Source organism: Nonomuraea wenchangensis, assembly GCF_900111685.1.
Taxonomy (GTDB): domain Bacteria; phylum Actinomycetota; class Actinomycetes; order Streptosporangiales; family Streptosporangiaceae; genus Nonomuraea; species Nonomuraea wenchangensis.
In genome coordinates, this window is sequence record NZ_FOHX01000012.1 from 232,490 (window position 1) to 251,076 (window position 18,587).

Consider the following 18,587-nt stretch of genomic DNA (forward strand, 5'->3'; position numbering starts at 1 on the left):
ACGGACTTGGGGACAAACCTGAAGAGATCCGCTTGGCTGGCAGGCGGGCTAGGAGGCGGTGGGCGGGGTGTCGGTCGGGCCGCTGGTCAGGACAGCGGTGTAGCCAGTACGTGTGCCGCCGGGGCGTTCGTACGACTCCAAGGCGAGCGACTGCCCGGTCTCGGGATCGAGGATGATGCGGCTGGTGCCCATACCGCCGTCCAGCCCGTCCGCGGTGCGGGTGAAGGCCTGGCCCTGACGGCCCTTGGGGTCGGTGGCCTGGCCGAGCGACTGTACCCCTGGCAGGTCGGCCAGCATCCGGTAGACGGCCGCGCGGACCGTCGGGGAGAGCGGGCCCTCCGGCTGGAAGAGTCCCCGGTGACCTGCGGCCAGGTCCGACATTGTCTGGACGCAGCGAAGATGACAGTGGAAGCTGCTCCCGACCTGGACGCTGTCATTTCGATGGACGTCGAAATATCGGCGCTCGTGTCATCGGCCGACCGGCGCCATCATGATCAGAAACGTCAATACACTATTGACATGCCGAAACGCGCGGAGCCGATTGTCACTAAAACCGCAGGTCAGAGGGCCATTGAGGACATTGTAGAGCGACGCCGCAAGGTACACGATCCCGATCTGGAGGTGCTGCTGCGCGACGATCCGGCCGATCATCCGCTCACCGTGATCCGCTACGTCCTGACCCGGCGGCGGGTGCCGGACTGGGTGCTCGTCGGTGACGTGATCGACGGTCTGTGGGTGCTGGCCTACGTCCGGCGATACTGCCCGCACCTGCCGGACGAAGCAGACCGCTTGGAACATGAGCTCCTCGAGCTGGGCTGTACCAAGCAGATCGCCATGATCCGGATGGCGCCCCCGCTCAACGTACGCAGCAGGCAGGCCGTGGAGCACCGCATCCTGCGCCATCGCGCCGCCAAACTGGGGCTGGCCCGTAACGAACGAGCGGAACGAGCACACCGGCGCTCCCCCACCCCTTCCGCCACGAGCTCGGCGGAGGCGACGTGGTACGACCGTCACGCGCTGCCGTTGTGGGAGGCGGCAGGAGAACTGGTGGCCTGTCGTGCGCGACTCGACCATCTGCTGGACGACGAGCTGGCCGAGAACCTGATCGGCCTGCGCCGTGCCGTCAGAGAGATGCAGTGGCCGCTGACGCCGGCCCAGTATCCGACGCTGCGCGAGATCGGCTGGTGGCTGGAGGAGATCCTCGACGCGCTGCCAGCGGAGCGCTATGCCGCCTTTCGGGAGCAACTGTCGGATCTCCTCCCCCGGCTCACCTTGCTCGCCGAGCAGCAGCACGAGGCACGCTTCGGCAGCTGACCTCGTACTGGCTCGCCGGCTCGCGAAGTCGCCGCTCCTGTTGGCGGCGTTGGTTGGCAGGAGGACCCCTCAGCCAGGCGGGCCCTTACATGGGTAGGAGGCGCATCAGGGCATTGCGCGGGCCTGTCAAGCGATCGGCCCCGGCCAGGCGGGTCATCCACCGGGACGCGGTGACGATCCGCTGGGTTGCCGGACGCCGCTTGGCGTCGTACGCGCGCAGCGCCTGCTCGACGTCGCCCGGGTGGTCGCGCAGGCAGGCGGCGAGCTCGATCGCGTCGAGCAGGGCCTGGCAAGCGCCCTGTCCCAGGGCGGGCGTCATCGCGTGGGCCGCGTCCCCGATCAGCGCGACGTTCCCGGTGACGTAGGAGGCCAGCGGCGGCGCCAGGTCGTGGACCTCGTGCCGCAGCACGGTGCCTTCGTCGGCCGCGGCCAGCACCCGGGGGATGGGGTCGTGCCAGCCGGCGAAGCGGGCGCGCAGGTCGTCGAGCGTCTCGCGAATGCCGGCAGGGGTGCGCACCGGGGCGTACCAGTTGGTGACGCCCGGCGCCTGCGGGGTCATGCCGAACATCTGCCCGCGCCCCCAGGTCTCACCGTACTCCTGCGGCTCGAAGCCCTCGACGACGCCGCGCCAGGCGACGATGCCCGCGTAGCGGGGTCGCGTGCCGGGACCGAAGAACGCCTGCCGCACCGCGCTGCGGACCCCGTCGGCACCGATCACCAAGTCATGTTCCGCCCGCAGGCCGGCGGGATCGGTGATCTCCACGCCGGTGCTGATCGTCTCCGGGTCCACCTCCTCCAACAGCAGCTCGATCAGCGAGACCCGCGACAGCATGCGGACGGGCTCCCCGCCGCGCCGTTCGATGCGGCCCAGCGGCAGGTCAGCCAGACGCCTGCCGCCGGGGGTACGGATCTGCGCCCACCGGTAGGGGACGGTGCGCTCGCGCAGCCGTTCGCCCAGTTTCAGTGCGGCCAGGCCGGCTTGGGCGTCCGGGCGCAGGCCCAGCGCGGTGCCCTCGGCGACGACCCGTGGCCACCGCTCGAAGATCGAAACCTTCCAGCCGATGGCACGCAGCGCGATCGCGGCGGTCAGCCCGCCGACACCGGCGCCCACGATGAGGGCACTTCTCATTCCAATCACCACACCTGAGGTACCACAGATGTGGTGGTCATGTCGAGTGGAAACATAGAGACCCATGGCGGAGAACAGTGACCGGCGCGACCGGTTGCGCGACGCGGCGATCGAGGTGCTGGCGGCCGAGGGCGGCCGGGGCCTCACGCACCGGGCGACGGACCGGGTCGCCGGGCTGCCGGAAGGCACGGCGAAGAACTACTTCCCGACCCGCGGCAGCCTCCTGCAGGCCGCCGCGGAGCGGTGCGTGGATCGCTACTTCGACGACCTCCAGCAGGCCGAGGTCCACACCGTCGACCAACTGCTCACGCTGCTGCGCCGACTGGTCGACAAAGCACTGACGGACAACAGGTCACGCGTCCTGGCCTACCTCGAACTGAACGCGGAGGCCGCCAGGAACGCACAGGTGCGGCAGACCATGGCCCGGCTCGCGCGCGCCGACCTCGACCTGCACCTGGTCCTGCAGCAGGCGGCCGGCCTCCCCGCCACCCGGGACGGCGCCGCCCTGGTCACCCTGGCCATCAACGGCGCGCTGGCCCACCTGCTCTCCCAGCCGCCCGACGTGCTGGCCTCCTACGGCCTCGACGACATCGACGCCTTCCTGCACCGCCTCATCGCCGCCACCTACCCCGCCTGGACGGCCTGACCGGCGGGCCGGCAGTACCGGTCACCGCGCTATCTCCGCATCCCCGCACGCTTCCAGGGCCTCCTCATAATTCCCGTGTATTGCCGCCCGGCGCCAGCCGACGTCTTCGTTATTTTGCGTATGGCATGCATGAGATGAGGGAGTAGTCGGCAGCGCACTCCCGGCCGCGCTGTGCAGGGCGAGCCAGGAGACCTTCCTTAAGGGCTCACGACCGGTCCTGAGTTTCACATGTCGGCGCGCCATCGGGCTCGCCACCCCCGTCGGGGAGATCACATCACCCCAGGTCGGATCGAGTAATAGGTGTGCAGACAGGTCTGTCGAAAGGTATAGAGACAGGCTTGCAGCTATCTGCATCAGAAGTACCAGGGATAGTGATATGAATAGTGTCTCCGAATGGCCTGAAGATATTCACATCGATAGTGGATGCGGCAGGCAGAGTGCAAGGGAGGCCGAAATGACAGGAGACAGTGCTGTAAAGCGTCTTGGCAGATGTTCTGCAGAAAGTCCTATCACGTCATAGGTCAATCGGTGATGCGAGCACCGTGCCGACAGCCGAGCAGACTGATGACCAGATCGGGTGTGACAGCAGATGGAGGAGCCGTATGTGATCAGGGCAGAAGGTCAGGCCGTGACGAGGCCAGCGGATGCACTCGTCGGCGGATAGCGCGGGTGAGCGATCCTTCGTCGAAGTGACTGCCGGGTGGCCGCATCAGGTCACCGAGCGGGCGACGGGCGGAGGGGGCAGCGGAAGGGGAGGCCCGTTGAGGGATTGCCCAGGGGAGCGGGAGAACGAGCGCGGCGACACGCCGGAGCTGAAGATGACGTTCAAGGGATTCATCTGTTAAGAAAGGGACGGAAGTTCCATCAGCTTCGTCACGTTACCGGGAGCTTGCGCCTCTGCAGGAACAAGGGACCTTCCGTCCAGTCCTAGGAATGCACAGGAGAGTAGATCCATGAGCTTCCCCCTCTCTGCCACTCAGGCCCGTGGGATGACCACGCAGGAGATCATCGAACAGATCCGCCCCAAGCTGCGGCGGGTACTCATCGTGTTGAACAACAAGGGGGGCGCCGGGAAGACCACCACCACGGCCAACATCTCGGCCCAGCTGGCAGCCGCGCTCCACCAAGCGGGATCGTCCAAGCGGGTCCTCGCCCTGGACCTCGACCCTCAGGGCAACCTGGGGCTGGATCTGGGCTACCAGGGCAGGCCCGGGGACGACGAGGGGCAGAGCGTCATCAACGTGGTGGAGGGCACCGGGCCGTTGCACATCGTGCGCGACGTACGGCCTCAGCTCGACGTCGTTCCTGGCGGCAAGGTGCTCAAGCGAACGACCGCGTCGATCATCGGCACCAGGTCCATCGATCCCCGCAGGGAGATCCTGCTGAGTCTGGCCCAGGCACTGGCGGACGTGTCGGACGAATACGAGTGGATCCTCATCGACTGCCCGCCCAACATCGCCGACCTCCAGCACCTGGCTGCCGTCGCCGCCGAGTACGTGCTCATCCCGGTCTGTTTCGACCAGGGTGCAATCCAGGGCCTTGAGGGCGTCAGCGAAGTCTTCGACGTCGCATCTCCGCTCAATCCGGCGCTGACGCCGCTCGGCGTGCTGCTGTTCGGCTTCGACCGCCAGCATCTGCGCAAGGTCAAGGACGAAGAGGGGGAGGTGGTGGGTGTGAAGGAGATCGGCTTCCTGGCAAAGAAGCGGCGCGAGATCGAAGGCGTGCTCGGCGACTCGGGGATTCCCATCTTCCAGACCGTCATCACGCGGGCCGTCAACGTCGCCGACCAGTGCCGCAAGCACGGCCGGGTGTTCGCCGAACTGGCGGATCTGACCGCCGGCGCGGACTGGAAGAAGCACGCCCGGCAACACCAGCTGTCTCTCAGCTCGGAGTCGGCCGAGACCTCCGCCATCGAGATGGAAGAGGCCACCATGGAGATCATCGCTCGGGCGCTGGAACTGGAAGCGGAGGCGTACGCATGACGAGCGAGTTCTTCGACGACAAGCCGCCGCAGCCTCGCCTCAGCGGGATGACCCGGGCGCGCGGCAAGCGAGGACAGAGCGGCTTGGCGACGCTGGTCGGCAAGCCGGCCGAGGGGGAGCGGAAACAGCCTGCTCCGGAGGCTCCGGCGGCCGCCTCAACCACAGCCACAGCCACGGCAGCGCCGGCTCCTGCGCCGGCTCCTGCGCCGGCCGCCACGCCTGCCTCTGCACCGGCCGCGGCGGCGGCCTCTGCACCGGCGCCACCTGCTCCCGCTCCGGCTCCTCACGCAGAGCCGGTGGCGGAGCCGGTCGCAGCCGAGCCTGCGGCGGCAGCACCGGTCGCAGCAGAGCCCGCCGAGGTCGAAGCTCCGGCGCCACCGGTCGCTCCCCCGCCCGTGGCTCAGGAGGCGGAGAGCGCCTCCGCCGGGCTCGCCGTCGAGACGGCCACGCCGCAGACGCCCGCGAAGCCCGTAAGCGCGGTCGTTCCACTCACGGACACGGACGCGGACGCCCGGCCAGAGCCGTCGGGATCGTCCGGCAGCTCCGCAGGCTCGCCCCTCGCGGCCCCTGAGGCGGCTCCACAAGCCCGTACGGCGGACGACGCGCCGTCGATGTCGCCGCCGCGTCCTTCTACGCCTCACGCGACCAAGCCGCGCCGCCAGGCCGCTCGTCCCGCGCAGGCCGCCGCCCGCCGCGCGCCCGTTCCGGTCGACGAGCCCTCGCCGACCAGTGCGTACCAGACGCCTGAGCAGGTCAGCATCTATGTGACGCCCAAGGTGAAAGAGCGGGCGCGCGAGATGAGCCGGGCCGAGGGCATCGAGTACGCCCAGCTGGCGATGGACGCCATCGACCACTACCTGACCGAAGGCGTACTGGGGGTCCTGGTGCAGGCACGCCTGGAAGTGAGCCGGCCCAACGGCTCGCGATTCCCACCTCGAAGGAACCTGCGGTCACGGTCGAAGGCGGGCATCCGCCGGGTGCTGTGGCCGGTGCAGTTCCGCCCGGCCGAGCTCGACATCCTGACCGAGCTCGTCGAGGAGACCGGTGCCGAGCACCTGTCCACGCTGGTCTCCGTCGCGGTGGAGGCATATCTGCTCGACGACGACGAGGACGGCGCGCTCACCGGGGCGTCCGGCGTCAGGGCTCTTCCCGCCACCTGAGAGCCGCGTGAGAGCACGTGAGAAGGGTGGCCCGGTGCCCTGTCGGTCAGGTCGAGCTCGACCGCCGCGGCGCCGGACTCCTCTTCCAGGTGCTCACAGCGGGTGCATCCAGAGCTGACCGGCGAGCGATGAGTTCGCCGGTCCTCGGCGGTCCGGTCGTACCGAAACCGAGCTCGAACGCGTCGAGGTCGGCGAGGGTGAAGACGTCACACCGCTCCTCCTGGCAGACAGGCGGGCGACGACGGGGTGTGACGAATCAGTGTCGGCGGCAGATGTCATACATGTGAGCATTGTCGCGACGATCGAGATGACGCGTCAGCGGACCTGCGTGACCTGCACGCGTGGTTGACCGAGGATCAGGAGCTACGGGCCTGGGTGGAGCTGGTGGAGAGCCCGCCGCCGGAGGGCACGCTGGGACCCGTGGCCGATCTGGTGCAGATCGCCGTGGAGTCGCCGGAGGTCGTGGCAGGGGTCACCAGCGTGATCATCGCCTGGCTGCGTTTTCGGCGGAGCGACGTGAAGATCAAGATCAGGAACACCAGGTCCACCAGTCAGGTGGACGTGAGCGTGACCCGGGTGAAAGGGCTCGACGGCGCGCAGCTGGGCGAGCTTACCGGGCAGATCAAGCGGGCGATCAGCGGAGAGCCTCCCAACGAGATCCCTCCTGACGGCGGGGCCGGTGGATGAGCCGCAGCCGCAGCAACCACCACAGCGCCCGCAGCCCCCGCTGCCGCCGCTGCCGCCGCTGCCGCCGCTGCTGCTGTCGGCGGCCGGCGCCCGGGCACTGCTGGTCGGCACCGCCCACCACCATCCGGCGTCCAAGCTGGGCGAGGTGCCCGCGGTGGCGCGGACGGTCGCGGACCTGTCGGCCGCGCTGGTCGAACGGGCCGGGCTGGCTCCGGAGGCGATCACCGAGCTGATCGACCCGGGCAGCCCGGGCGAGCTGGCCGGTGCGATCGACCGGTTCGGCCAGGGCCGGCCGGACGTCCTGTTCTTCTACTACGTCGGCCACGGGCTCATCGGACCGCAGGGCAAGCTCTACCTGGCCACCGGAGAGACCGTTGACCTCACCCGCGGAGCGGCGGCCTACCAGGCACTGCCCTACCAGGAGGTCCACCGGCTGCTGTCGCAGAGCCGCGCCCGGCTGGCCGTCGTGGTGCTCGACTGCTGCCACGCCGGCCTGGCGGAGGCGTGGCGGGGGAGCTATCTGCTCACCGCGACCGGCAGGGAGGAGCAGGCCTGGGCGGTGCCGGGGGAGGAGCACACGGCGTTCGGCGGGGCCTTGATCCGGGTGCTGCGCGACGGCGATCCTGCCGCGCCGCCCGTGCTCACCGTCGAGGACGTCTACCGCTGTCTGACCCGCGCTCTCGACGGGCGTCCCCGGCCGCGCCGCGTCGCGGCCGACCACGGCGCCCGCCTGCCCTTCGCGCTCAACGCCGCCCGGCCGCGTGAGGAGCGGGCGCTGCCCGCCGTCGCCTCCCGCGGGGACGAGCACTGCCCCTATCCGGGGGTGCGTCCGTTCGGTATGGACGAGAAGGCGTTCTTCTTCGGCCGTGACGAGCTGACCGCACGGCTGATCGACCGGCTGGAGCGGCGGGACGGCGTGCCGCTGCTGGTGGTCGGGCCGTCGGGGGCCGGGAAGTCGTCGGTGTTACGGGCGGGGCTGCTCAACGCATGGGGCGCACGACCGTACATGATCATGAAGCCGGGAGCGGAGCCGCGCGTTCCCGGCGGCGTCCCGGACGGCGGGCTGCTGGTCGTCGACCAGTTCGAGGAGGTCTTCACCCTCTGCGCGGACGAGTCGCGCCGGCGTGGCTTCGTCGCGGAGCTGGTGCGGCTCTGCGACCGCGCTCATGTCGTGCTCGGGCTGCGCGCCGACTTCTTCAGTCACTGTACGGACCTCCCCGAGCTCGTCCCGGCCCTGCGCCGCCCCGAACCGGTCACCGCGATGACCGAGGACCAGCTGAGGGACGTCATCGCCAAACCCGCCCTGGCCACCGGGCTCACCCTGGAGGACGGCCTGGTCGAGCTGCTTCTGGAGGATGTGGCCTCCGCCGGGATCTCCCTGCCGCTGCTCTCGCACGCCCTCTTCGCCACCTGGCTGCGCAGCGCCGACGGCGTGCTCACCCTGCGGGCCTACCGGGCGACCGGCGGCATCGCCGGCTCCCTGGCCCAGGCCGCCGACCGGGTGCTGGACTCGTTCGGCGAGGCGGACCTGGCTACCGCCCGCACCATCCTGCTCCGGCTGGTACGGCTCGGCACGAGCACCGAGGACACCCGCAGGCGGGTGCCCATCGGCGAGCTCCCCGGCCGCCACGTGCTCGACGTCCTGGCCAAGGCCCGCCTGGTGATCGTGGACGAGGAGAACGCCGAGCTCGTCCACGACGCGCTCATCCGCGGCTGGCCCCGGCTGCGCGGCTGGATCGAGGCCGACCGCGCCGACCTCACCGTCCAGCACCGGCTGGCCGACGACGCCGCCCAGTGGGACGCCGCGGGACGCCAGGCCGGCTACCTCTACTCCGCGCCCAGGCTGGCCGCCGTCGAACCCGTACGCGACCGCCTCGCCGACGAGACCGCCCTGAGCGCGACCACGCTGGCCTTCCTGCGCGCCTGTGACCGGGCGGTCGCGCGGGCGGCCAGGATCCGGCGTACGGTCATCGGCACGCTCGCGGGGCTGACCGTGCTGTCCCTGGTGGCGGGGGTCATCGCCGTCGTGTCGGCGAACACGGTGGCCGCCGAGCGGGACAACACCCTCTCCCGGCAGTTCGCCCAGACGAGCGTCGACCTGATCCGGACCGAACCGGAGTCGGCCCGCTGGCTCGCCGCCGAAGCCTGGCACCTCGCGCACACCCCGGAGGCCCGGCACAGCCTGTTCAACGCGCTGGCCCACCCGATCAGGATCGCGCTCAACCCCGGCGTACGTACCGACGCCGCGGTCTTCAGTCCCGACGGGCGACTGGTGGCCATCGGGACCGATGCCGGCGCCGTCGAGTTCTGGGACACCCGTACGTACGAGCAGGTGGGGGAGACCATCAAGGCCCACGACCGGCCGGTGAACGCGCTGGCCTTCCGCCCGGACGGCCGGGCGGTGGTCAGCGCCGGGGGTGACGGGGTGGTCCGGCGCTGGTCGGTGCCCGGCGGCGAGCCTGTGGGCGATCCGATCGACGTCGGTACGGGCCCGATCTTCGACGTGGCCTTCGGTCCTCAGGTGCTGGCCACGGCGGGGGAGGACGGAGCCGTACGCCTGTGGGACGACCGTACGGGTGCGCCGTCGGACGCCCCGTTCGTCGGCGGAAGTCCCGTCACCGCGCTGGCCTTCAGCGGGACCGTGCTGGCCGGCGGCGACCAGAACGGCGTCCTGAGGCTCTGGGACGTGGCCGCGCACAAGGCCGTCGGGCGGCCTCTCCCGACGAAGGGAGGCCCGGTCACCGACCTCGCCTTCCGCGGCCGCGAGCTGCTGTCCGCGCACACCGACGGAAACCTCCGGACGTGGGACACGCCCCGCCTTCGCCCGATCGGGCAGGCGCGGCCGGTCGGAGCTGTCAGGTTCAGCGCGGACGGCCGAAGTGTCGCCATGCCGTCGGAGCAGCTCATCGCGATCCGGGACGAGCTCTGGCGCACGCCGGCCACGCTCCCGGCGAGCGCCCACGATCTGCTGGCGTTCGATGCCAGTCCCGACGGCCGGACGCTGGTCACCGCGAGCGTCGGCGGCAGCGCCCTGTGGCGCGTCGGCACGCATCATCCTCGGGGCGTCCCGCTCCCCGGCGGTGACCAGGAGATCACGGCGACGGCGTTCAGCCCCGACGGGCGTCTTCTGGCGGCGGCCGGTTCCGACGTCCGCCTCTGGGACACCGCCACGTGGCAGGAGGCCGGCCGGCTGACCGGCCACACGAGGCAGGTGACCGGGCTCGCCTTCACCGCCGACGGCCGCCAGCTGGCGACCGTCGGCGACGACAGCACCGCCCGCCTCTGGGACGTGTCCACGCGCCGGCAGATCGGCGAGCCCTTCCTGGGACACACCGGGTCGATCAACGCCGTGGCGGTGAGCCCTGACCAGCGGACGCTCGTGACCGTGGGCGCCGACGACTCGGTCCGCCTCTGGAGCACGGCCACCCATCGGGCGGCGGGTCCGGGCATCATCGGGTCCCGCGAGTCGTACAACGACGTCGTCTTCAGCCCCGACGGACGCAGGCTCGTCGTCGCGGGAAAGAGGGTCCGCGTGTTCGACGTACGCACCTTCGACCTGCTCCTCACGATCGACGCCCGCTCGTTCCCCGTGATCAGAGCGGCCTTCGCCGCCGACGGCAGCCGCCTGGTGACCGCCGGCGGCGACGGGACCGCCCGGATCTGGTCGGTGGAGGAGTCCGGCCTGGTGGCGGAGGGTGAACCGCTGACCGGCCACACCGGGCCGGTGCTGTCGGCGGTCTTCGGCCGGAGTGGCCAGGTGGTGGTGACCTCGGGGAGCGACGGCACCACGCGGGTGTGGGACGTGGCCACACACCGCCAGATCGGCGCGTCCCTGACCGGCCTCCCCGGGGAGGCACAGACGGTGGCCGTCGACCCCGGCGAGACGACGGTCGTCACCGGGGACACCAAGGGAACCATCCACCGGTGGGAGGTCGGCCGCCCGGCTGACCCGTTCGCCGACGTCTGCCGGATCAGCCGCCGGTCGGTCCTCGACGGGCGGGTGGACGATCGCCGGCTCGACATGACATTCGGAGAGGTCTGCCCCGATGAAGCCACTTCTCAGCCCTCTCGCGGCGTCGCTCTTGTTGATCGTGGCCGGATGCTCGGCGCCGCCGGCCACGCCGCCCGTCACGCCGGCCCCTGCGTCTCCCAGCTCGGTGGAGAGCGCGCCGGCCGCCCTGTCGGGACAGGTGCGCTCCGTCGGCGCCCTCTTCCGGGTCTCGGAGGGCGACGCCGTGCACTGCGCCGCGACCGCCGTACAGTCCCGTGAGCAAAACCTGATCATGACCTCGGCCCGCTGCCTGGTCGACCCGCGTACCCGCAAGGGGTACAAGGGCCTGGTCTTCATCCCGCAGTACCACGACAAGACCGCTCCGCAGGGCGTCTACCTGCTGAAAGACCTGTTCGTCCCGCCAGGTTTCCTCGACGACACCAGCGACCCCGCCTACGACTACGGCTTCGCCACCGTCTACAACGGCGCCGGCTCTCATCCGTCCGGCCGGGCCGTGGACGTCGGCCCGCTCGGCGCCAACGTGCCCACCCAGGGCCTCGAGTGGAACCGGCGCGTCAGCAACCGCTACCACGCCTTCGGTTACCCCAGGACGCCCACCGGGGAGCCCCGCCTGTTCCCTGGCAGCGCCCTGCAGTGGTGTGAGGGCACCTCCGGCCGGATGTCCGGCCACGAGGCACTCACGATCGAGTGCCGCATCGACCGCATGGCCCCCGGCGGTCCGGTGATCGACGCCTTCGACCAGCGCAAGGGGCTCGGCTACGTGGTCGGCGTCGTCAGCGGCCTTCTCGGCGACACCCCCGGCGAACGCCCGGGCGGCGTCGCGTTCGCCTACTTCAACTCCCTGTTCGCCGACATCTACGCGAAGGCCTCCACCCACACGACCGGACAACCCGACCTGGCCGCCATGAAACCCGTCCTCTATGAGCTGAACCTGAAGACGGACTAGAAGATCCAGGCCGGGCTGAGGCCGACGCCGCGTCAGGCGAGCTTGCGGTAGATCCGGGACGGGATCGCCTGGGCCGCGCCCTCCCGGCCGAACTCCTGGTAGACCTTCGACGTGATCTCCATGGCCTTGGGGGCGTAGGCGGGGTAGAAGTCCTCACCGCACCGCAGGTCCTTCAACGCCGTCTTGATCTCCTTGTCCAGGTACGGCCTGGCCTGGGCGGGCTTGAGGGTGGGCCGGAAGATGACGGTCCTGCCCTTGGGCGCCTCGGGCAGCTCGCCCTTCCACGCCTTCTTGGCGACGTCCGATGCCTGCCGCACGATCCTGGCGTGGCTGAGCCCGTCCAGTGCGGTCGGCTCGCTCCGGCTGACGCCCAGGCACGCGGCGAACTTCTTGCCCAGCTGGACGAGCTGCTTGTCCTGGTCGAGAACGCTCAACGACTTCCGCACCGCCGCTTCGAGCCGGTCGTGGTAGTCCTCCTGCGAGGTGACGGTCTTGCCCAGCACCTGCTTGACCGCCTCGGAGAAGCAGGACTCGTCGGCGGCGCGCCACTTCTTCAGCCGGTCGGCCGAGAGCGACATCAGCATCTTGTCGTTGGGGTTCTCGTGCTGGACGGGGTTGACGGCGGCGTCCTTGGGATAGACGTTCGCGGACCAGACGCCGAAGCCGTACTTGGCCCGGTACGCCCGCAGCGCCTCCACGTCGCCCGCGAGCCGCTCCCGCTCGCCGGGCTGCCACGTGTGCCGGGGCTCCGGCGAGGCCACATAGTCCAGGCCCCGCTCCTTCATGCAGGCGACGCGCTCGGCCTCCAGCCGGGTCTGCTTCTCGTACGCGGCGGCGTCCCCCGGCAGCGGGGAGGTGAGGCCGCCGAACGCGCCGGCGAGCATGGTGGCCGCGACGGCCTTGGCGATGAACATCGATGTTCTCCTTCTTCTTTGAGGGCATGCGAAACAGAACTCACGGCCACGGAAGGCCGGAGCAGGTGGGGGAGAAGTCTCAGCAGGGGATCTTCATGCGGGACGCCTTGGGCGACGCCTCGGGCAGGCCGGGGGTGAGTTCGACGGCGAGCACCGCGGTGCCGTTGATCGCGCCCTTCTTCTCGGTGTACTCGCGGCCGGGGGACACCTTCACCCTGCGGTCCCTGGTGTTCACCGTGCGCTCGCCCAGGTAGCGGTAGGTCGTCCGATCGAAGATCAGCTCGGATCGGGTGCCGTCGCCCTCGTCCATGGCGACGGCCAGGCCGGGGCGGCCGGCCGCGTCGACGGCGTCGCCGATGAGCACGATGCCGTCCAGTCCGGCGGCGACCTGGTAGAGCGAGGCTCCCAGGCTGGGGCGGACGACGGACTCGCGGATCAGGCTCTGGAGTGAGCGCCAGATGCGCAGCGGCTGCTCGCCCGTGTCGGCCACGATCTTCGCGCGTACCTGGGCGGGGTCCGTCGGCCAGGCACCCAGCCGCGCGTACGCCGGTTGGCCTGGGCAGGCGCCCGGCTCGGACACGATGTCCTCGACGCCGTGGTCCCAGTACTTGCGGGGCGCCGGTCCCGTGGCCGACAGGTTCTGGCGACGGCTCAGCCAGGGCTTGCCCACGTCTGCGGCTTCCCAGCGCTCCTCGCTGACCAGCACCTTGGTGTAGAGAGTCCGGCCCGAGTCGTCCTTGGTGTAGAGGCTGTGCTGGGCCAGCGTCCTGGTGTGGACGTACTGGTCGCGGGCCGGAACCGTGTCGGGGCGGCCCGCGGCGGCCGACGCGGCCAGGGTGAGCAGCGTCCTGGCGTCGGCCGGAGGGGCGGCGATCAGGTGTCCAGGGGCACGCGGGTCGGAGCCGCCCAGACTCACCTGGGTGACGACGATGCCGCCGGTGAGCGTCACCGCCATGGCGCCGACCAGGGCGACGCGCCGGATCGGCCGCATGGCCGGCCGGCTGCGGCGCGCACGGTCCACCCGCGCCGCCTGTGCCTGGCGGGTCAGCCGGAGGAGGCGGTCACGTCCCTTGGCCGCCGCCTCCGGCGTGGGCTCAGGCTCCGTGAACGCGGCCTCGATCAGCTTCAACTCGTCCATCACCACTCCCCGATCGGGTTGACGTCGCCCAGGGCCTTGCGCAGCTTCTTGCGCGCCCTGTTGATCCGGGACCCGACGGTCCCCACCGGTATGTCCAGGGCCGTGGCGATCTCCTCGTAGCCGAGCCGGCCGAACACGAGCAGGAACACCACGTCGCGATCGCCCTTCGCCAGGCCCTTCAGCCCCCGTACGAGCTCGGGCCGGCTGGCCTGCGCCGCGAGCTGCGAGGTCACCCGGTCCTCGGGCCCGTCGGCGCACTCCTCGGCCGCGACCTTGCTGAGCGCGTTCAGCCGGCGGCCCTCTCTGCGGCGGTGACGGGCCACGACGTTCGTGGCGATGCCGAACAACCACGACCGCACGGTGCCCCGATCCGGGTCGAAGCCGCGCCTGCCGTCGAACGCGAGCAGGAAGGCGTCCGCGACCAGGTCCTCGGCCTGCTCACTGCCGAGCCGGGCGGCCAGATAGCGGTAGACCTCCTGGAAGTACCGGTCGTACAGGAGGGCGAAAAGCTCGGGATCGTCCAGCGACCGCTCGACCACGGTGACGTCTTCCATGACATCGCGGGCGTCGGGTGGTGCAGTCATGGCGTCCTTCCGAAGGCAACTGTCGCCCAGTGTTCGCCGCTCGGCAGGTTTTCTTCACGCCGGGGGCCGGCACCCCGGCACCGGGCCGAGCGATCGAAGCGACTCAAGCGACTGAAGACCGGCATGCGACGCTGCTCGGCGCACGATCTGAGGGGCGGGGACGGGGCGGGGTTTCCGGTCGCTGCCGTGATCGTCCGGCCCTCGGGGGCGCAGAGACTGAGCGTCAGTCGCTTGGGTGCTGGGAGCGACCCAAGCGACCGGGGACTGGCCCGGTCTCTTCAGTCGCTCCCTCTCCGGGCCGAGGCTCAAACAATCCCAAAAGCCGCGTGGCCCGTGGGGCGGAGGGGGAGCGAGGGACTGACGGTGCTTCGGTCGCTGGTGCTGAGTAGCTGACAAAGCCGCAGGTCAGCGCGATGAGGGAGGATGGGCAGCGACCAAAGCGACTCCTCCTCCGGTATATGTCGTCGTAGAACGCAAGGTTGTGTTGGCGTCATAAGTGCTCAGTAGAGTCGCTTCAGTCGCTACTCCAGGCGGTCCGGCGCCCATAGCCCCGGCCGCGCCCGGCCTCGCGGGGCCATCGCGAAGCCGCGTCGCATTTCTTCCGCCACGCGGTTGCCATCCCCCACAGCCGCCCCAAGGTCCGCTAATCTGTCGTGCCATGTTCAAGGCTCGGTCGCTTCAGTCGCTCAGCCTCCCTCACGGGCGGCGACGGGCAAGCAGGCCGAACCGGCGACACACCCTCTGCCCGGACCACGAGAAGGGATGACGTGACTCTGCACGCCCCTCTCGACGACGTCACCCCCAGCCCTCCTCAGCTCTCCAGGCCGATCGACATCGCCCGCTGGTGCGCCGCCCAGGGCTGGCCCGTCCACCCCCTCGCCGCCGGCCGGAAGACCCCGGCGCGCAACTGTCCCGCCTGCCAGGCCGCCGGGCACGACCCCGCCGGATGCGCCTGCCTGCGGCAGGGACGGTGGTGCCACGGCTTCCATGCCGCCACCGTCGATCCGGAGCTGATCGACAGCTGGTGGGGCGCCCACCCGGCGTTCGGCGTCGGTGTCGCCTGCGGTCCCGCCCGGCTCGTCGTCATCGATGTGGACGCCCACCCCACCCCGGTGCCCGACCGCAACCGCCTGCTGCCCGGCATCCCCATCGACCCCAGGGTGGACCTGGCGGGCCTAGCGACCGGCTTCGACACCCTGGCGCTGCTGGCGGCCCTGCGCCGCGCCGCCGACCCGGCGGCCGACGCCTCGACGCTGCGGGTCCGTACGCCCTCCGGAGGCCTGCACATCTGGTATCGCGCCGAGCCCGGTCAGACGTTCCTCTGCTCCACCGGCTCCAGCTCCTCCCGTGCCCTGGCCTGGCAGGTCGACGTACGCGCCCACGGCGGCTACATCATCGCGCCCGGGACGCGCACCCAGGACGGCGCCTACACGGTGGTGGGGGAGTGCCGCGTGCCCGCGCCCCTGCCGCGCTGGCTCGCCCAGGAGCTCTCGCGCACCGGGCACGTCCCCGTCCCCGCCGCCAGGCCCCCTCAGCAGACCCACCCGATCCCGCCCCGCGCCCGCCAGGCCGTCGTCGGCGCCGGCGGCCGGGACGGAAAAGCCGAACGCCTGCTGCACCGCCTGCTGGCCGACATCGAGGCGTGCGCGTCCGTCCCGCAGGGGGCGGGCTTCACCGCCAAGCTCAACCGGGCGGCGTACACCGCAGGCGGCCTCGTCGCGGGAGGATATCTGTCCGTGCACGACGCCGAGACGATGCTGACGGAGGCCGCCCATCACGCGCGTCCTGGACAGGAGGGCCGCTCCGACAAGATCATCAGCAGCGGTTTGACCCGAGGCTCCACCCGGCCGCTCTACCTCCAGGAACGCTCATGACGCCCGGCACCCCGTCCGGGGGCTTCAACGCGGAAGCCGCCGCCCAGCAGATGCTCGAACTGGCCGAGCTCCCGCCGGCCGCTGCTCCGCCGCCGGCCGCGCCGCCCGTCCAGGCCCCCGCGACCAGCGACGGGCTGCTGCCCGAGTCGCTGAGCGACCGGGGCAACGCCAAGCTGTTCGTGCACCTGTACGGGCGCGACTTCAAGCACGTGCCCGGCCTCGGCTGGTACCGATGGGCGGAGTACCGCTGGATCCCCGACGAGAGCGACGCCGTGCTCTGGGCGGCGGGGGAGATGGCCGACCAGCTCGCCGTCTTCGACCGCCACCACCGGCACACCGCCAGCGACCTGCGGCGGCACAAGAAGCGAGCCCTGTCGACCGCCGGCATCCACGCCATGCTCGTACAGGCCAAGGCGGCTCCCGGCATGGCGCTCAACGCGGCCCTGCTGGACGCCGACCCCTACGCCCTGTGCACCCCCGCCGGGGTGGTGGACCTGCGTACCGGCCTGATCACCGCTCCCGACCCCGAGCAGCACCTGCACTCGCGCTCCACCACCCTGGCCCCCGAGCCGGGCCCCATCCCGCGCTGGGAGCGGTTCCTCGCCGACACCTTCGGCGACGACGCCGAAGGCAAGGAGACCGTCGACTTCCTGCACCTGCTGCTGGGCTACTCCATCTCCGGGGACGTCGGCGCCCAGGTCCTGCCGTTCCTGTTCGGCGCCGGCAAGAACGGCAAGTCCGTGCTGCTGGAGGTCATGCTGCAGCTGCTCGGCGACTACGCCGACGCGGCTCCGCCCGGCTTCCTCATGGCCAAGTCGTTCGACGGCCACCCCACCGACCTGGCCGAGCTGCACGGCCGCCGGGTCATCGTCTGCTCCGAGCTCAAGCCCGGCGATCGTTTCGACGAGGCGCGGGTGAAGCTGCTGACGGGCGGCGACAAGATCAAGGCGCGGCGGATGCGTCAGGACTTCTTCAGCTTCGACCCGACTCACCACCTGTGGTTGCTGGGCAACCACCGCCCAGAGGTGAGCACGGGCGGGTTCGCCTTCTGGCGGCGGCTGCGCCTGATCCCCTTTGAGCGGGTGGTGTCCGAAGAACATAAGATTGACAACCTCGCACGCATCCTGGTGGATGAGGAGGGACCGGGAATTTTGTCCTGGTTGGTCGATGGAGCCCGCCGCTACCTGGCGGGCGAGAAAGACTTGTCAGGGCCGCAACGGGTACGTCTAGCGACAGATGCCTACGAAGCGACGGAGGATGTAGTGGGGCGGTTCATCGGAGACGCCTGCATACTCGAAGCGGGCCTGCGTGCCGAACAGACGAGTCTGTACGCGGCCTACACCCGCTGGTGCAGCTCAGAGGGCGCCACCCCCGTCTCGGCCCGTAACTTCGCCGCACGCATTCGCGACACACTGAGAATGACGTCGCCAAAGGATATGATCCTGTCCAACTCGCGCAAGTTCTATCCGGGTATCGGCCTCAGCTCCGAGTTCCACGGTGAGGAGGCCCGGCGATGAGCCTGATCAACGAATCGAGTTTGTGCCACGAGGTCGAGCTGGTGTGGCTGGAGGACACCGAGGGGCTCGACTACGTTCGCCAGAGCCTGGACAGGCTGCCCACCCGTCGCGGCAAGCCCGCCTACCACCGCGACGGTCGCATGGTGGGTTACGCCGTGCTCGGGCGGACGGCCAAGGCCGCCCCCGCGTCCGGCACCTTCCACCGCCGGGTCTTCTGGCTGGCCCCCCACGACCGCGACACCCTCCCGGACGGCGAATACAGCACCGGCGCCCCGCTGGAGTCGGTCGACCCGCGGACGCTGGCCCCCGGCAAGCCCGGCCACAAGACCGAGCGCTCCGAGGGCGGGCCTCCCTCGCCCGCCATGGTCGCCTTGGGGATCACCCTTCCGAAGGCCTGATCAGCCGCGAGCCGCCATCGAACGGGTGGCTCGGGCAACTGTCGTGCTCACCCGCCCCGCGTGCCCGAGATGCTGATCGGCGGATGCGTGGTGTCGGGAACGCGACCATGTGATCCCCGCCGCCCGCCGCCTGGTGACACCAGCGACGGACGGAGCCGACGCCCAGGCACCCCGAGTCGCTGGCGTTTGCCCTGCTCAGGAGGGCTGGTCGAGTCGGCGAGCGACTGAAGCGACCGGCGGGAGGGGCTTGATGACCTGTCCCTGCTCCCCGCGTGGATGTGCGTCA

15 protein-coding genes are annotated in these 18,587 nt (G+C 70.6%); 10 read left to right on the forward strand and 5 right to left on the reverse strand.

The genetic code is table 11. The annotated features are described in order from the left end of the window. Window positions 1-48: 48 nt before the first annotated feature. Entirely contained in the window at window positions 49-381 is a 333-nt protein-coding gene (locus BMW85_RS31940; RefSeq protein ID WP_091088877.1) for a hypothetical protein, read from the reverse strand. Window positions 382-441: 60 nt separating this feature from the next. Between BMW85_RS31940 and BMW85_RS31950 the strand changes: the two genes are divergently transcribed. Next, a complete protein-coding gene (locus tag BMW85_RS31950; RefSeq protein ID WP_177240988.1) occupies window positions 442-1,314 on the forward strand; it encodes a hypothetical protein in 873 nt (290 codons plus the stop codon). A gap of 85 nt (window positions 1,315-1,399) precedes the next feature. Here the strand turns inward: BMW85_RS31950 and BMW85_RS31955 are convergent, their stop codons facing one another. Next, a complete protein-coding gene (locus tag BMW85_RS31955) occupies window positions 1,400-2,443 on the reverse strand; it encodes an FAD-dependent monooxygenase (RefSeq protein WP_177240989.1) in 1,044 nt (347 codons plus the stop codon). A 64-nt stretch (window positions 2,444-2,507) separates the two neighbouring features. Here BMW85_RS31955 and BMW85_RS31960 point away from each other — a divergent pair, with 64 nt between their 5' ends. The 6 genes from BMW85_RS31960 (at window position 2,508) to BMW85_RS31995 (ending at window position 11,876) form a co-directional block, all read left to right on the forward strand. Then, window positions 2,508-3,089 carry a TetR/AcrR family transcriptional regulator gene (locus tag BMW85_RS31960; RefSeq protein WP_091088884.1) on the forward strand — a complete coding sequence of 194 codons (582 nt, stop codon included), beginning with the start codon at window positions 2,508-2,510 and terminating at the stop codon, window positions 3,087-3,089. 953 nt (window positions 3,090-4,042) lie between these two features. Continuing rightward, entirely contained in the window at window positions 4,043-5,071 is a 1,029-nt protein-coding gene (locus tag BMW85_RS31970; RefSeq protein ID WP_091088890.1) for a ParA family protein, read from the forward strand. 395 nt (window positions 5,072-5,466) lie between these two features. After that, complete coding sequence (locus tag BMW85_RS48720; RefSeq protein WP_177240990.1) at window positions 5,467-6,231, forward strand: hypothetical protein; 765 nt, start codon at window positions 5,467-5,469, stop codon at window positions 6,229-6,231. Window positions 6,232-6,486: 255 nt separating this feature from the next. Next, window positions 6,487-6,918: an effector-associated constant component EACC1 gene (locus tag BMW85_RS31985; protein ID WP_281249628.1), complete on the forward strand. Its 432-nt coding sequence runs from the start codon at window positions 6,487-6,489 to the stop codon at window positions 6,916-6,918. Then, window positions 6,911-11,188, forward strand: a complete 4,278-nt coding sequence (locus tag BMW85_RS31990) for a caspase, EACC1-associated type (RefSeq protein ID WP_091088898.1) — start codon at window positions 6,911-6,913, stop codon at window positions 11,186-11,188. Before BMW85_RS31985 ends, BMW85_RS31990 begins: the two co-directional genes overlap by 8 nt. Window positions 11,189-11,201: 13 nt before the next feature. Continuing rightward, a complete protein-coding gene (locus tag BMW85_RS31995; protein ID WP_143082471.1) occupies window positions 11,202-11,876 on the forward strand; it encodes a hypothetical protein in 675 nt (224 codons plus the stop codon). Between the two features lie 32 nt (window positions 11,877-11,908). Here the strand turns inward: BMW85_RS31995 and BMW85_RS32000 are convergent, their stop codons facing one another. From BMW85_RS32000 to BMW85_RS32010, 3 genes are all read right to left on the reverse strand, one after another. Next, complete coding sequence (locus BMW85_RS32000; protein ID WP_091088902.1) at window positions 11,909-12,790, reverse strand: hypothetical protein; 882 nt, start codon at window positions 12,788-12,790, stop codon at window positions 11,909-11,911. Between the two features lie 79 nt (window positions 12,791-12,869). Further along, window positions 12,870-13,928 (reverse strand): CU044_5270 family protein, encoded by a 1,059-nt coding sequence (locus tag BMW85_RS32005; RefSeq protein ID WP_091088905.1) that lies wholly within the window; start codon window positions 13,926-13,928, stop codon window positions 12,870-12,872. Beyond that, the gene (locus BMW85_RS32010) at window positions 13,928-14,512 is read right to left on the reverse strand and encodes an RNA polymerase sigma factor (protein WP_091088908.1); all 585 of its coding nucleotides are present in this window, start codon (window positions 14,510-14,512) and stop codon (window positions 13,928-13,930) included. The genes BMW85_RS32005 and BMW85_RS32010 overlap by 1 nt, the downstream gene beginning before the upstream one ends. A gap of 767 nt (window positions 14,513-15,279) precedes the next feature. On the opposite strand from BMW85_RS32010, the gene BMW85_RS32015 reads away from it, so the two are divergent. From BMW85_RS32015 to BMW85_RS32025, 3 genes are read left to right on the forward strand one after another with little or no spacing between them, the layout of a single operon-like run. Then, entirely contained in the window at window positions 15,280-16,386 is a 1,107-nt protein-coding gene (locus BMW85_RS32015) for a bifunctional DNA primase/polymerase (RefSeq protein ID WP_218156009.1), read from the forward strand. Continuing rightward, window positions 16,383-17,903, forward strand: coding sequence for a DNA primase family protein (locus BMW85_RS32020; RefSeq protein WP_091088910.1), 1,521 nt, complete (start codon window positions 16,383-16,385; stop codon window positions 17,901-17,903). The genes BMW85_RS32015 and BMW85_RS32020 overlap by 4 nt, the downstream gene beginning before the upstream one ends. After that, entirely contained in the window at window positions 17,900-18,301 is a 402-nt protein-coding gene (locus BMW85_RS32025; RefSeq protein WP_091088912.1) for a DUF6009 family protein, read from the forward strand. Before BMW85_RS32020 ends, BMW85_RS32025 begins: the two co-directional genes overlap by 4 nt. Window positions 18,302-18,587: the final 286 nt, after the last annotated feature.